This window comes from Marinobacter sp. (assembly GCF_034669625.1).
GTDB lineage: Bacteria > Pseudomonadota > Gammaproteobacteria > Pseudomonadales > Oleiphilaceae > Marinobacter.
Genome location: NZ_JAXMOY010000005.1, coordinates 227,504 through 242,178, shown reverse-complemented (window position 1 = coordinate 242,178; position 14,675 = coordinate 227,504). Strand labels below are relative to the sequence as shown.

General features: G+C 55.1%; 16 protein-coding genes. 12 read left to right on the top strand and 4 right to left on the bottom strand.

Annotated elements, in window-relative coordinates:
* Positions 1 to 17 precede the first annotated feature (17 nt).
* The 12 genes from rpsP (at position 18) to ung (ending at position 11,990) form a co-directional block, all read left to right on the top strand.
* Positions 18 to 257 carry a 30S ribosomal protein S16 gene (gene rpsP / locus VOI14_RS06855; RefSeq protein WP_133006280.1) on the top strand — a complete coding sequence of 80 codons (240 nt, stop codon included), beginning with the start codon at positions 18 to 20 and terminating at the stop codon, positions 255 to 257.
* A gap of 29 nt (positions 258 to 286) precedes the next feature.
* A complete protein-coding gene (rimM, locus tag VOI14_RS06850; RefSeq protein ID WP_323751284.1) occupies positions 287 to 814 on the top strand; it encodes a ribosome maturation factor RimM in 528 nt (175 codons plus the stop codon).
* Between the two features lie 3 nt (positions 815 to 817).
* The gene (gene trmD, locus VOI14_RS06845; RefSeq protein ID WP_247062912.1) at positions 818 to 1,576 is read left to right on the top strand and encodes a tRNA (guanosine(37)-N1)-methyltransferase TrmD; all 759 of its coding nucleotides are present in this window, start codon (positions 818 to 820) and stop codon (positions 1,574 to 1,576) included.
* A gap of 25 nt (positions 1,577 to 1,601) precedes the next feature.
* Complete coding sequence (gene rplS, locus VOI14_RS06840) at positions 1,602 to 1,958, top strand: 50S ribosomal protein L19 (protein ID WP_323751283.1); 357 nt, start codon at positions 1,602 to 1,604, stop codon at positions 1,956 to 1,958.
* 82 nt (positions 1,959 to 2,040) lie between these two features.
* The gene (gene xerD, locus VOI14_RS06835) at positions 2,041 to 2,958 is read left to right on the top strand and encodes a site-specific tyrosine recombinase XerD (protein WP_323751282.1); all 918 of its coding nucleotides are present in this window, start codon (positions 2,041 to 2,043) and stop codon (positions 2,956 to 2,958) included.
* Between the two features lie 136 nt (positions 2,959 to 3,094).
* Positions 3,095 to 3,829, top strand: a complete 735-nt coding sequence (locus tag VOI14_RS06830) for a thioredoxin fold domain-containing protein (protein WP_323751281.1) — start codon at positions 3,095 to 3,097, stop codon at positions 3,827 to 3,829.
* Positions 3,830 to 3,970: 141 nt separating this feature from the next.
* A complete protein-coding gene (locus tag VOI14_RS06825; RefSeq protein WP_323751280.1) occupies positions 3,971 to 5,272 on the top strand; it encodes a homoserine dehydrogenase in 1,302 nt (433 codons plus the stop codon).
* An 11-nt stretch (positions 5,273 to 5,283) separates the two neighbouring features.
* Positions 5,284 to 6,684, top strand: a complete 1,401-nt coding sequence (gene thrC / locus VOI14_RS06820) for a threonine synthase (protein ID WP_323751279.1) — start codon at positions 5,284 to 5,286, stop codon at positions 6,682 to 6,684.
* 6 nt (positions 6,685 to 6,690) lie between these two features.
* Positions 6,691 to 8,424 carry a single-stranded-DNA-specific exonuclease RecJ gene (gene recJ, locus VOI14_RS06815; RefSeq protein ID WP_323751278.1) on the top strand — a complete coding sequence of 578 codons (1,734 nt, stop codon included), beginning with the start codon at positions 6,691 to 6,693 and terminating at the stop codon, positions 8,422 to 8,424.
* A gap of 155 nt (positions 8,425 to 8,579) precedes the next feature.
* Positions 8,580 to 9,675, top strand: a protein-coding gene (gene prfB, locus VOI14_RS06810) for a peptide chain release factor 2 (protein WP_323751277.1) whose coding sequence is annotated in 2 segments (ribosomal slippage) — positions 8,580 to 8,651 and positions 8,653 to 9,675 — 1,095 coding nt in all. Because the reading frame shifts where the segments join, the coding sequence is not laid out codon by codon here.
* A 50-nt stretch (positions 9,676 to 9,725) separates the two neighbouring features.
* A complete protein-coding gene (gene lysS / locus VOI14_RS06805; protein ID WP_323751276.1) occupies positions 9,726 to 11,261 on the top strand; it encodes a lysine--tRNA ligase in 1,536 nt (511 codons plus the stop codon).
* Positions 11,262 to 11,264: 3 nt separating this feature from the next.
* Complete coding sequence (gene ung / locus VOI14_RS06800) at positions 11,265 to 11,990, top strand: uracil-DNA glycosylase (RefSeq protein WP_323751275.1); 726 nt, start codon at positions 11,265 to 11,267, stop codon at positions 11,988 to 11,990.
* Positions 11,991 to 12,003: 13 nt separating this feature from the next.
* On the opposite strand, the gene VOI14_RS06795 is transcribed toward ung, so the two are convergent.
* The 4 genes from VOI14_RS06795 to VOI14_RS06780 all read right to left on the bottom strand — a co-directional run bounded on the left by VOI14_RS06795 (position 12,004) and on the right by VOI14_RS06780 (position 14,644).
* A complete protein-coding gene (locus VOI14_RS06795) occupies positions 12,004 to 12,837 on the bottom strand; it encodes an HDOD domain-containing protein (RefSeq protein WP_323751274.1) in 834 nt (277 codons plus the stop codon).
* Between the two features lie 91 nt (positions 12,838 to 12,928).
* Positions 12,929 to 13,897: a folate-binding protein gene (locus VOI14_RS06790; RefSeq protein WP_323751273.1), complete on the bottom strand. Its 969-nt coding sequence runs from the start codon at positions 13,895 to 13,897 to the stop codon at positions 12,929 to 12,931.
* A 14-nt stretch (positions 13,898 to 13,911) separates the two neighbouring features.
* The gene (locus VOI14_RS06785; protein WP_323751272.1) at positions 13,912 to 14,307 is read right to left on the bottom strand and encodes a hypothetical protein; all 396 of its coding nucleotides are present in this window, start codon (positions 14,305 to 14,307) and stop codon (positions 13,912 to 13,914) included.
* Between the two features lie 64 nt (positions 14,308 to 14,371).
* Positions 14,372 to 14,644, bottom strand: coding sequence for a succinate dehydrogenase assembly factor 2 (locus tag VOI14_RS06780; protein ID WP_323751271.1), 273 nt, complete (start codon positions 14,642 to 14,644; stop codon positions 14,372 to 14,374).
* Positions 14,645 to 14,675: the final 31 nt, after the last annotated feature.

Genomic DNA, 14,675 nt, shown 5'->3' with positions numbered 1-14,675 from the left:
ACAGGATATTGGTCGAAATGGTAACAATCCGTTTGGCTCGTGGCGGCTCTAAGAAGCGCCCGTTCTACCATCTGACAGTCACTGACAGCCGTAAATCTCGTGACGGCCGTTTCATTGAGCGTGTTGGTTTCTTTAACCCGGTTGCTCGCGGCCAGGAAGAGCGTCTGCGTGTAAATCGTGAACGCGTTGATTACTGGGTGGGCCAAGGCGCTCAAACCAGCGATCGCGTTGCGCAGCTGCTTAAGACTGCTGAGTAATTGCAGTTTAATATCGAGGTTTGACAGGCATGACACAGACTTCGCAGGAAACTGTGATCGGCCGGGTAACCTCGGTGTTTGGGGTCAAGGGTTGGCTTAAAGTCTTCTCTGATACCGATCCCAAAGAAGGGATACTGAACTACCGTGACTGGACTCTGGTTCTGGACGGCAAGCGTATCCCGACAAAGCTTGAAGATGGTCGCCGCCAAGGGCAGGGGATTGTCGTCAAGCTGAAAGGACTTGATGATCGTGAGCTGGCTCGCACGTACGCGGGGGCCGAGATCAGGGTTCCGACTGAGCAACTGCCAGATCTTCCCGATGGGGAGTACTACTGGTTTCAGTTGGAAGGCCTTGATGTCTTCACGGTTGAGGATGAGTGCCTGGGTAAGGTGCATCATCTGCTGGAAACGGGCGCCAACGATGTGTTGGTTGTGCGTGCTACAGCGGGTTCCATTGATCAGCGCGAGCGCCTTATCCCATATCTGCCTGATCAGGTAGTTATGAGTGTGAATCTGAATGATTCGCGTATGGTGGTCGATTGGGATCCGGAGTTCTGACGAGTGTGGATCGGCGCAGTCAGTCTGTTTCCGGACATGTTTTCTTCGGTGACGGATTACGGAATTACCGGTAGGGCAGTTCGAGAGGGTCTTTTGACGTTCAAGAGCTGGAACCCTCGGGACTTTACGCATGATCGTCACCGTACTGTTGATGACCGACCCTATGGGGGTGGTCCAGGAATGCTGATGAAAATTCAGCCGCTCCGGGACGCTATTCATGAGGCTCGGGCATCGGCACCCGGCAAGGCCTGTGTGGTCTATCTTTCTCCGCAAGGTGAAAGGCTGGATCAGTCGGTAGTCGAGTCTCTCGCTGCCGAGCAGCAGCTGATTCTCGTTGCCGGTCGTTACGAGGGCGTTGATGAGCGCCTGATATCGGCGGAAGTCGACCGGGAAGTGTCACTGGGTGACTTTGTGCTCTCAGGTGGCGAACTGGCGGCGATGGCTGTGATTGATGCGGTAACACGCCTCATCCCCGGAGCGCTGGGTCATGCGCAGTCGGCAGAGCAAGATTCCTTTGCTGATGGTTTGCTGGATTGTCCGCACTACACCCGGCCCGAGGTATACGAAGGTCAGGCGGTGCCGGAAGTTCTTTTGGGCGGTCACCATGAACAGATCCGGCGTTGGCGGTTGAAAGAATCGTTGAGGCGAACACGGGAGCGACGCCCCGACCTGCTTGAAGAGCGGGTGTTTACGGAAGAAGAGCGTCAGCTACTGGGTGAAATTTTGAACGAACCGGGTGCCTCTGAATCATCAGGGCATTGAAAGATTGGGTATCAGGAGCATTACGATGAGCGGCAAGAACAACATCATCAGTCAACTTGAAACAGAACAGATGACCAAGGAGCTCCCAGCATTTGCGCCGGGCGACACCGTGGTTGTTCAGGTTCGCGTTAAAGAAGGTAGCCGTGAGCGTCTGCAGGCGTTCGAAGGTGTGGTTATCGGTAAGCGCAACCGTGGCATGAACTCTTCCTTCACCGTTCGTAAGATTTCTTACGGCGTGGGCGTTGAGCGTACTTTCCAGACTTACTCCTCACTGGTAGACAGCGTGAGCCTGAAGCGTCGTGGTGACGTACGTCAAGCTAAGCTCTACTACCTGCGCGACCTGTCTGGTAAGGCAGCTCGTATCAAGGAAAAGCTGGGCTGATATCGGTTCGCCGATCAGTACAGAAAAAAGCAGCCCCAGCGGCTGCTTTTTTTGTGCTTGAATTTCGGGTGTCCGGTAGTCCATGGAGGTGTTTTTGCTCAGAGCTGACGATGAATCGCTGATTGCCAGGTTTTCCGATGCCATCTGGCTTGAGGATGGGCTTGGCGAGAAGACCCGAATGGCCTATGCCAGTGATTTGTCGGGGTTGTCGATGTGGTTGCAGCAACAGCCAGGGGCACCGAGCTTGCGTTTGGCAGAGCGCACCGACTTGTTGGCCTGGATGTCTCGAGGTTTGGCGGAGGGCTTGAAAGCGAGCACCGCTGCACGACGCCTCTCGGGTGTAAGGCGCTTTTACCGGTATTTGATGCGAGAAGGTCTGATTGCAGAAGATCCTACGCTGAGAATAGACAGTCCTCGTTTGCCCCGGCGGTTGCCAGCTACTTTGACTGAGCAGGATGTGGAGCGGCTGTTGGCGGAGCCTGACCCAGAGTTGCCGCTGGAATTGCGCGATCGGGCCATGCTCGAAATATTGTATGGTTGTGGTTTGCGTGTGACGGAACTGACGGGCCTGAGCGTTGATCAGGTGAATCTTCGTCAAGGCGTGGTTCGGGTGAGTGGCAAAGGTGGTAAAGAACGGTTGGTGCCGCTGGGTGAGGAGGCCGTTGATTGGCTGCTTCGCTATATGAGAGAAGCTCGCGGAGAGCTTCTTAAAGGAAAGAGTAGTGATGCTCTGTTTCCGGGTAACCGCACCAGTGCGATGACCCGACAGACGTTCTGGCACCGTATTAAGCTCTATGCTTCCCGATCCGGCATTCAGAAACATTTGTCTCCCCATACTCTTCGGCACGCTTTTGCTACGCACCTGCTCAATCACGGCGCCGATTTGCGAGTTGTGCAGATGCTGCTTGGTCATGCAGACCTCTCGACCACCCAGATTTATACTCACGTCGCCCGGCAGCGATTGCAGGATCTTCATCAGGCACACCATCCTAGAGGTTGATCTGTTATGGTGTGTCTTTGAACTTTTTCCGATGCTCTGTGTCGCACTCAGGCAAGAAGGCGGTCTATTATTTGCGTCTGCCCGCGGGCGGGGCTTGAGTCCCGAATTCCCTAAACAACAAGGTAAGAGTTAACTCATGAAGCTGAAAACTTTGGCCGCAGTTGCTGGTCTGATGGTATCGCTGGTTTCTGCGCCAGTGGTGAGTGCAGGTGAGATCGAAGAAGCGATCACCGAGCGGTTGTCTCAGGCGGTGCCGGGCTTGCGGATAATGTCTGTGCGTGCATCCGAGGCGCCAGGGCTTTACGAAGTGCAGAGCAGTAATGGCGAGCCCATTTACGCCACGGAGGATGGCGTATACCTGCTGACTGGCGATATGTTGAAAGTGACCGATAACGGTGTTGCCAACGTGACGAAAGAAGCCCGCGCTCAGGTGCGTCAGCAGCAGATGGCGGATTTTGGTGACGATGGGGTGATTTCTTACCCGGCTAAAGGTAAGCAGAAAGCCGTTATCGATGTATTTACCGATATTGACTGCCCATACTGCAGAAAATTGCACGATGAAGTGCCGCAGCTGAATGATTACGGTATTACCGTGAACTACTATGCTTTCCCTCGTTCGGGGCCCAATACACCCTCGTTCCAGAAGTACGAGTCGGTGTGGTGCTCTGATGATCAGCAGGCCGCTATGGATGCCGCCAAGGGTGGCAGGCCGGTCGCGAGCAAAACATGCGAGAACCCGGTCGGCGATCAATATCAGCTGGGCGGTCAGGTGGGCGTAACCGGTACCCCCGCCATTGTTCTTGAAGACGGCAATATGATTCGAGGCTATGTTCCGGCTCGCAATTTGGCCGAAGGTCTCGGCCTGCTTTAAGTTTTACCGGCTCCCGTTTGGCGGCCGCTTCCCACTGTTTGAACCGTAACCGATTCAGGGCTTATTCAGAAGCGCCTGAATCGGTATACTATGCCCCTATTGCAATCCATCAGCACCCCGAACGGGATCAGAGGTGAGAGCTTGAAAGACGTTAATGTCGGAATTTGCGGATTAGGAACCGTCGGCGGCGGTACATTCAATGTCCTGACTCGCAACGCGGCGATTATTTCCGGCCGTGTCGGCTGTAATATTCAAATTGCCCGAGTGGCTAGTCGCAAGCGCCGGGACGATCTTGACCTAGGTGATATTCCGTTCAGCACCGACATTTTTGATGTTGTGAATGACTCCAGCGTTGATGTTGTGGTTGAGCTGATTGGCGGTTACGACGTTGCCAAAGAGCTGGTGTTGACTGCGATTGCCAATGGCAAGCATGTGGTCACCGCGAACAAAGCTCTGATTGCCGTTCACGGAAATGAAATCTTTGAAGCCGCTGAGAAGGCGGGTGTTGTGGTCGCATACGAAGCGGGCGTAGCCGGTGGCATCCCCGTGATCAAAGCCGTGCGTGAAGGTTTGGCGGCTAACCGTATCGACACCATTGCCGGAATTATCAACGGCACAGGTAACTTCATTCTGACCGAGATGCGCGCAGGCCGTCCGTTCGACGAGGTGTTGAAAGAAGCGCAGGCGTTGGGTTACGCCGAAGCCGACCCGACGTTTGACGTTGAAGGTATTGATGCGGCACACAAACTCACGATTTTGGCCTCATCCGGCATCGGTGTTCCGCTGCAGTTCGAAAAAGCTTACACCGAAGGCATTTCAGCTTTGACCCCAAGCGATATCGCTCACGCGGAGATGCTGGGTTACCGAGTTAAGCATTTGGGCATTGCCCGCCGTCGTGAAGAAGGTATTGAATTGCGTGTTCACCCAACTCTGGTGCCTAAAACCCACCTGATTGCTCAGGTTGATGGCGTGTTGAATGCGGTGATGGTGGACGGTGATGCTGTGGGACAAACTATGTATTACGGCCCGGGCGCCGGCGACGAAGCCACAGCCTCTGCGGTGATTGCCGATATCGTTGACGTCGCGCGAGCGGTTGCCAGTGAAAGTCAGCAGAAAGTGCCGTATTTGGGCTTTAATCCGGGCGCATTGGAAGATCTGCCAGTGTTGCCGATGGAAGAGATTCAGTCCGCATATTACCTGCGCATTCAGGCGTTCGACCGCCCAGGCGTTCTGGCCAAGATTGCCTCGATTCTGAGTGAGCATGGCATCAATATCGAATCGATCATGCAGAAAGAATCCGAGTTCGCGGACGGCCGTATTCCGGTCATTATCCTGACCCACACAGTTCAGGAGCGTCAGATGAACCTGGCGATCGAAGAAATGGAATCGTTGGTTGACGTCGATGGCTCCGTTGTCCGCATCCGCGCAGAAAATTTTAACTAACAGGTACGCACGTGAGATACATCAGCACACGGGGCGAAGCACCCGCTTTAGGCTTTGAAGACGTTCTTCTGACTGGCTTGGCAACTGACGGTGGCCTTTATGTGCCGGAGTCACTGCCACACTTCAGTCTGGAAGAAATTCGCAGCTGGCGGGGTCTGCCATACGCGGAGCTGGCCTTTAATGTCATGTACCCGTTTGTGGAAGATGCCATTCCGGCCGACGACTTCCGCAAGATGTTGGACGAGACCTACAGCGGCTTTGCCCACAAGTCCGTGGCGCCGCTGGTTCAGCTCGATAGCAACGAATGGGTAATGGAGCTGTTCCGCGGTCCCACGCTGGCATTCAAAGACTTCGCGCTGCAATTGCTCGGACGTTTGCTCGACTATGTGCTCGAAAAGCGTAAGCAGCACGTGGTTATCATGGGGGCCACCTCGGGTGACACCGGTTCAGCGGCAATCGAGGGTTGTCGCCGCTGCGAGCACGTGGATATCTTCATTTTGCATCCGTACCAGCGCGTGTCAGAAGTTCAGCGCCGTCAGATGACCACGGTGCAGGGCGATAACATCCACAACATCGCCGTTAAGGGTAACTTTGACGATTGCCAGCGCATGGTCAAAGAAAGCTTCGGTGACCAGTCGTTCCTGGGCGGTAAAACCCAGCTGGCGGCCGTGAACTCGATCAACTGGGCTCGGATCATGGCCCAGATTGTTTATTATTTCCAGGCATCATTGGCCTTGGGTGGTCCTGACCGCAGCATGGCATTCTCGGTGCCTACCGGTAACTTCGGTGACATCTTTGCCGGCTATCTGGCCAAGAAAATGGGCTTGCCGATCAGTCAGTTGGTGGTCGCAACCAACCGCAACGACATCCTGCATCGCTTCATGAGCGGCAATCGGTATGAGCAGCAGCAGTTGGAGCACACCTTGTCGCCGAGCATGGATATCATGGTGTCCAGCAACTTTGAGCGCCTGTTGTTTGATCTGCATGGTCGTGATGGTGCCGCGGTGAAAGACTTGCTTGAAAACGCAGCCAAAGGTCCGGTCAGTATCGAGGATTATCGTTGGAAAGCGGCTCGTAAACTGTTCGACAGCGATGCGGTAGACGACAAAACAACTTGCGATACCATTCGTGAAATCTACGAGCAGAATGAATATCTGCTCGACCCGCACACCGCCATCGGTGTTCGTGCCGCTCGAAACTGTCGCCGCGATGCGACTGTCCCGATGATTACACTGGGTACGGCGCATCCGGCCAAGTTCCCGGATGCCATCGTGGAAGCTGGCCTGTCTGTGAAACCTCAGCTGCCACCTCACATGACGGATCTGTTTGAGCGGGATGAGCGCTACACCGTTCTTGAGAACGATCTGGCCGAAGTGCAGGGCTTCTTGTCCACGCACTGGAAGAATGCCTGATCCGGCATGACTCCTAAAAAGATCCTGCGACGCCCCCGGCCGGCAGATCAGCTGGATTGGGGGCACAATTTGCCCCCAATCCTTCGTCGGTTATACGCCGCCCGAGGAGTTCATTCCGATGATCAGCTTCAGTACACCCTGAAACACCTGGCGTCCCCCATGCAGTTGCGGGGAATTGATCGGGCAGTGGAGCTGCTGGCCCACGCTGTTACCGACAAACAGCGCGTCATGATTTTGGGTGACTTCGATGCCGACGGCGCCACCAGTACGGCTGTCGCGATGCTTGGTTTGTCTATGTTGGGCGTTCCATCGGTCGACTTCCGTGTGCCAAGCCGTTTCTCTGATGGCTACGGGCTAACACCAGGAATCATTCATCGGTTGCAGGAAGAGGGTGAGTTGCCCGACCTGCTGGTGACGGTTGATAACGGTATCTCTGCCATTGAAGGCGTGCGAGCAGCCCGGGATCTCGGAATCAAAGTGGTCGTTACTGATCACCATCTGGCGGGAGACGTGTTGCCAGATGCGGATGCCATCGTAAATCCCAACCAGCCCGGTTGTCCGTTTCTGAGTAAAAATGCGGCGGGTGTGGGTGTCATGTTCTATGTGCTGACCGCTTTGCGTAAGCATCTGCGTGATCACAATCTGCTGCCGAACCCCGAACCCAATCTGGGGGCCTTGCTGGATCTGGTCGCCTTGGGCACGGTGGCTGACGTCGTGCCGCTGGATCACAACAATCGAATCTTCGTAGAGCAGGGCATTCGCCGTATCCGAAAAGGTGAAGCGCGCCGCGGAATACTGGCGTTGTTGAAAGTGGCTGGCCGGGACTACACCGAAATCAGCTCCACCGATCTTGGCTTTGTCGTAGGTCCCCGTCTGAATGCTGCCGGCCGTCTGGATGATATGAGCATCGGGATAGCATGTCTGCTCGCGGATAGCCCTGATGAGGCATTGCGGCTGGCTCAAGAGCTGGACAATTTCAACCGTGAACGCCGCACCATCGAGAAAGACATGAAGCAGCAAGCCCAGGAACTGCTGGGTTCCATGTCGTTGGATATCGAGGGTTTGCCTTGGGGGCTGGCGTTGTTTGATGCCGACTGGCATCAGGGTGTGATCGGCATTCTCGCCGCCAGAATCCGGGAGCAGACCCATCGCCCGACGATTGCGTTTGCGCCGGACGATGACGGCGTCAGTCTCAAAGGCTCGGCCCGCTCCATTCCTGGTTTGCACATACGTGATGCTCTCGCGGTGGTGGATGCCAAATCACCAGGCTTGATGAAGAAATACGGCGGCCACGCCATGGCGGCCGGTATGACCATTGCCCGTGACGATCTGGAAGCGTTCAGTAAGGCCTTCGATGAGGCCGTGCGAGATACCCTGAAGCCGGAAGATCTGGAAGCGGCGATCGTGACCGACGGCCCATTGGCGCCCGCAGAATTGAATCTCGATACCGCCTACATGCTTAAGCGCAGCGGCCCTTGGGGGCAGCACTTCCCCGAACCCTTGTTTGATGGTGAATTCAAGGTGGTCAGCCAGCGCATCGTGGGAGAAAACCATCTGAAACTGGTGCTCCAGCCAGCAGAGGGTGGCGGCATTATCGACGCCATTGCCTTTAATACCGGTCCCGAAGTACCGGACTTCACTCGCTCTGGCGCCCGAGTGGTCTATAAACCGGATGCCAATACCTTCCGGGGGCGGACGAACCTGCAGTTGATGGTGGATTATCTCGAACCTTTGGGCTGACGGGCGTCTTCCCCAGACTCTCCATATACAGTTTGGAGCGCTTGATCCCGTATAGTGCTTGCACCTATCTACGAGTAGCTGATTTAACGCACGAATTCCGGTAGAATTTGCCCTCAGTTTTTATCGCACCATTTTCCAAAGCGAGACAAGGTTTCATGGAAATTAATCCCATAGTGACGAAGATCAAAGAGCTTCGCGAGCGCACCGAAGCGCTGAGGGGGTATCTTTGACTACGATCAGCGAAGCGAACGTCTGGTCGAAGTAGAACGCGAACTTGAACTCCCAACCGTATGGGACGATCCGGAGCGCGCCCAGTCACTGGGTAAAGAGCGTTCTGACCTCGAATTGATCGTCAGAACCATTGATAACCTCACCTCCGGCCTGGCAGACGCAGAGAGCCTGCTAGAAATGGCCGTTGAAGAGGACGACGAAGGCACCGTGCAAGAAATCGAGGCCGACCTCGAAGGGCTTGATAAAGAACTCGAAAAGCTCGAATTCCGTCGCATGTTCTCCGGTGAAATGGATGCCAACAACGCTTATCTGGAAATTCAGGCAGGCTCAGGCGGCACCGAAGCGCAGGACTGGGGCAATATGCTGCTGCGCATGTACCTGCGCTGGGCCGAGCGTCGTGGGTTTAAATCCGAGATCGTCGAGCTGCAGGAAGGTGAAGTTGCGGGCATCAAAAGTGCCACTATCCACGTTCAGGGCGATTACGCCTACGGTTGGCTGCGGACCGAAACCGGCGTCCATCGTCTGGTTCGTAAATCACCGTTTGATTCCGGTAACCGCCGACACACCTCGTTCTCTTCTGTGTTCATCTCGCCGGAAGTGGACGACAGTTTTGAAATCGAAATTAATCCGGCGGATCTGCGAGTGGACGTTTACCGTGCCTCCGGCGCCGGTGGTCAGCACGTAAACCGAACCGAATCGGCAGTACGACTGACCCACAACCCCACTGGCATAGTGGTGGCGTGTCAGGCTGGCCGAAGCCAGCACCAGAACAAAGATCAGGCTATGAAACAGCTGAAAGCCAAGCTGTTCGAGCGCGAGATGCAGTTGCGCAATGCTGAAAAACAGAAGCAGGAAGACTCTAAGTCTGACATCGGCTGGGGTAGCCAGATCCGCTCATACGTGTTGGATGACAGCCGTATCAAAGATCTTCGCACCAAGGTGGAAACCAGTAATACCCAGTCGGTGCTCGATGGTGACATCGACAAGTTTATCGAAGCCAGTCTGAAGATGGCGCTGTAAAAAGCGCCATTCAACCCGAACCGGACCCCCCGACTTCTTAGTGAGCTAACATGACCGAACATACCCAGAACGCGACCCAGCCCGAGGACAACAAGCTGATTGCGGAGCGCCGCGCCAAACTGGCCACCCTGCGAGAGCAGGGTAATGCGTTCCCGAACGATTTCCGCCGTGATGCCAGCGCTGCAGAACTGCAGGAAAAATACGGTGACAAGTCCAAGGAAGAGCTGGAGGCCATGGGCATTCAAGTGGCGATTGCTGGCCGCATGATGCTCGATCGCAAGGCGTTCAAAGTGGTTCAGGACATGACTGGCCGTATCCAGATTTATGCCACCAAAGATGTCCAGAAAGATACCAAGCACTGGGATCTTGGCGATATCGTGGGAGTGCGCGGCGTGCTGTGCAAGTCGGGCAAAGGTGACCTTTACGTGGCGATGGATGAGTACACATTGCTCACCAAGTCGCTGCGCCCGTTGCCTGAGAAGCACAAAGGCCTGACCGACACTGAGGCTCGTTATCGTCATCGTTACGTTGACCTGATGATGAACGAAGACAGCCGTCGGGTGTTCTACGCTCGTTCCAAAATCATCAGCGTAATGCGCCAGTACTTCACCGAGCGTGACTTCATGGAAGTCGAAACTCCCATGCTACAGGTGATTCCCGGTGGTGCTACTGCCCGCCCGTTCGTGACCCACCACAACGCCTTGGGTATTGATATGTATCTGCGGATTGCGCCGGAGCTGTATCTCAAGCGCTTGGTTGTGGGCGGTTTCGAGCGAGTGTTCGAGATCAACCGTAACTTCCGTAACGAAGGGCTGTCGACTCGGCATAATCCGGAGTTCACCATGGTCGAGTTCTATCAGGCGTACGCCGATTACAACGACCTGATGGACCTGACCGAAGACATGTTGCGCACCATCGCTGAAAAAGTACTGGGCACAACCACGGTCACCAATACGCGTGTGCTGAAAGACGGCACCGAAGAAACCGTTGAATACGACTTTGGCAAGCCGTTTGAGCGTCTGACCGTTGTGGACGCAATCTTGCGCTACAATCCGGAAATCACACGCGAGCAGCTGGCTGACGAGTCTCAGGCTCGTGAGTTGGCTAAAGGGCTGGGCATCAAGGTTAAGGACATTTGGGGCTTGGGCAAGCTGCAAATCGAGATCTTCGAAGAGACTGCAGAGCACCGTTTGATGCAGCCGACCTTCATTACCGAGTACCCGAAAGAAGTGTCGCCACTGGCCCGTTGCAAAGACAGCGATCCGTTTGTGACTGAACGCTTTGAATTCTTTGTGGGTGGTCGCGAAATTGCCAACGGTTTTTCGGAGCTGAACGATGCGGAAGATCAGGCCGAGCGCTTCAAGGCCCAAGTTGCTGAGAAGGATGCCGGTGACGACGAAGCCATGTTCTATGATGACGACTACGTGATGGCGCTGGAATACGGTTTGCCCCCGACTGCGGGTGAAGGTATCGGCATCGACCGCTTGGCCATGATGCTGACCGATTCGCCGTCTATTCGTGACGTTATTCTGTTCCCGGCCATGCGCCCCGAGCACAAATCTGAGTCGAATTCCGGAGAAGAATAAGGCATGCAACCGGTCGAGGCACTGGCTCAAGAACTGAAGCCCGGGCTCGGCTGGGAGCGGTGGCTGGCGGACGAGTTCCGTCAGCCCTATATGCATCACCTGGCGGAATTTCTGGCCGCCGAAGCGCGCGCTGGAAAGACGCTGTTCCCCTCCAAATCACAGCTATTTAATGCCTTGAACAGCACGCCGCTGGACAAGGTCAAAGTTGTCATTCTTGGGCAAGACCCCTACCACGGTGCCGGTCAGGCCCATGGCCTGTGTTTCTCCGTTGCTCCCGGTGTGCCAACACCCCCCTCCCTGACGAATATCTTCAAAGAAATCCAACAGGATTTGAACATTGCACCACCCGGTCACGGCTGTCTGCAGTCATGGGCAGAGCAGGGTGTTTTGTTGCTGAATGCTGTGCTGACGGTAGAGCGGGGTAAGGCTGGCGCCCATCAAGGCAAGGGCTGGGAAGTCTTCACGGATCGGGTGATCGAGCTGGTGAATCAGCATCGCCAGGGCGTGGTGTTTCTGCTCTGGGGCAGTTATGCCAAAAAGAAGGGGCAGATCATTGACCGTGATCGCCATCTGGTTCTGGAGGGGCCTCACCCGTCACCGCTCAGTGCCTACCGCGGATTCTTCGGGTGCCAGCATTTTTCTCGCGCCAATCAATGGTTGCTTGAAAATCACCAGAGCCCAATAGAGTGGGCGCTGGCGTCCCCGCAGCAGGAGCTGCTCGATTTCTAGTTAAGGCGCCCGTTTACCCCAATAGCACCATGGCTGCTTCCATCTGGGCACTCAGGTCTTCTTCCTCGGCCAGGTTCATCTCGGGATCCAGTCCCAACCGGCCAAACGCTGAAATGGACGCGAAATCCATCTCGTTCCACCGGTGATTGGTGCCGGCGACTAGCTGCAGGTTTGCAATCATAACCAGATCGGCATGGTCTGCTTCGGGCACTTCACGCTGGAAGTTCGCGTATTCCAGAGGGACATTCTGCAACGCTTCCGGGAATTTCCATTTTTTCAGGATCAGGCTGCCAATACGCGGATGCAATTCTTCGATCACGGCATCCAGTACGATGCCGCTTAACTCAAGGCTTTGATCTTCAACATAGCGAAGAATAGGTAGCACGCCAATCAAGTGTACCAATCCGGCCAGAGTGGCTTGGTCCGGCCTTAGCTTGGTGTAGTGCTGAGCCAGTACATGGCAGATGCCGGCGACTTCAGTGCTGGTTTGCCAAGTGGCCCTGAGCCGCTTGTCGACCATGTCGGAGGTGGCCTGGAACATTTGCTCCATCGCCAGGCCCATTGCCAAATTGCTGGTGTACGCCATGCCGAGGCGGCTCACCCCCATATTCAGGTTCTCAATGGCACGGGTGCCTCGGAACAGAGGGCTGTTGCAAACGCGTATGATGCGGGCAGACAGTGCCGTGTCGTTGCTGATCACCGTCACCAGATCCGCAATCGAGGTGTCTTCCGACTCTGCGATCTCTCTGACTTGCAGGGCTGCTTCTGGAAGAGTCGGCAAGATTAACCTGTCGTTCTCAATGGCGCTGGTCAGGTCAGCTTTAATGGTGTCGATAATGTCTGCCATAGTCCGTCTGTTCCCGCTTAAATGAGGCCCTGTTACAGGGCTCTGTTTATGGCTGCATTTATAGCAAATAACAGCGGTTATTCCTGTCAACTTATGTATCAGAAGGTTGCTGTTCAGGCACGGCGTAAGGTAATTGCTCGAGCTGGATCTTCGCCCCTTCCATTCCGTCTATGGCAAGCACCTTTGCGCTGGCATCGTGCCGCATGACCGCAAGCATTTGGCCCTCATGCTCGCCGGTCAATAAGGCATTGACCACCTCACCGACATTCTTGCCATCTGCCAGTAGCTTCGAGCCAACGGCCGGAGGCTGTTGAGTGTTGTTGAAAGATAGTCGGTACAGGCTTTTTTTCAACTGGCCAAGGAAATGCATGCGAGCAATCACCTCCTGCCCGGTGTAGCACCCTTTCTTGAAGTGAACACCTTGCAGGTGTTGCAGGTTAAGCATTTGCGGCACATAGGCTTCTTGAGAGGCTTCTGTCAGCCAGGGTACACCTGCGGCGATGCTTGAAATCTGCCACTTTTCTACGTCTATTTCAGGTGCATCTTCGGGAACAGAATGTTCGCCCGTAGGTTGCCACCATTCATAGCGAGCAGTGTTGTCCGCGGTGTTTTCAATGCGAATCAGGTGACTGTCGCCAACTTTCAGCGTTTGGCCGGGCTGGGTCAAAGAGTGCGCACTATCTCCGGCTACCGATGCGGCTGCGGCTTCGCCGATCAGTCCGATGATTCGGGCTGCGGACAGGGTTTCCATGGTGGTGCCGCGAAAGAGCATCAGGTATTTTTTTAAATGACTAACGGTGGACTCGGCTTGGCTGGCGTCAAGGTCCAGCAACAGGTCTTCGCCATCCCGAACCAAACGTGTCAGGCAGTAAGCGCGGCCTTTAGGGGTGCAGGCGGCGGCCCTGAGGGATTGGTCGCTGGTTACTTCGTCCACGTGTTGAGTGAACTGGCCTTGCACAAACTTGTCGGTTCCCGGCCCGCTGATGCGGGCCATGATGCGATGGCTCAAGAGAGCGTAGCCGTTGGTGTGTGCGAGTTGCTGAGAATCCTGTCTACTCACGATAGTCTCCAGAACTAATGCGAAGGAGTGTTGTGCCTGGGTTCAGGCGAACCTGCTCGAAGTAACATCCGCAGGCGCCTGAAGGCCGTGTCGTTAGTGTTCGACGTCGGGGCGCCCATGTTGCCGGTAATGATTGCAATCATGCTACCCGATTTTCGGTCGCTCGGTTTGAGTTGCAGAATGAGCAATTTGGAGCTCAGGAAGCTGGCGTTGGTGACGGTGACTGGCAAATGGCGGCCGTTAGCCAGTTGGCATGTCAATCCTGAGGTGTCATTGGATAAAGCGACAATGGCATTCGGTTTTTTTAATAAACCGAAGCGCTGAAATGACGCCCAGCCCAGAGCAAGTACTGGAATGATCAGTACGAGCAACAGATGTGAGGTCTCCAGCGCCGCTGCAACGGTAAACATAGCCAGTCCAAGCCACGGGATGGTTGCTATGAGTCCTGCAGAAATGGAAGGGAGCAGTGTTAGTTTAATCCGGTTGGACACGGGCTAGAATCATCTCGACGATGCGACGAAGATCCGGATCCTCGGGTTTGCTGCGCTGCATGAACCATTCAAACATATCCGCATCCTCGCAGCTAAGTAGCTTTTGGTAGCGTGCTTGATCTTCTGGTTCTACGTCTCGGTAGGCTTCTTCCAGGAAGGGTAAAAGCAGAACGTCCAGTTCCAGCATGCCGCGACGGCTGTGCCACCAGAGACGATGGAACTCAGTGTGCGCGTTTGATTCTTTGGTGTCGGACATAGTGGGTTCCGTCTTTAGGCGTTTTTTGATG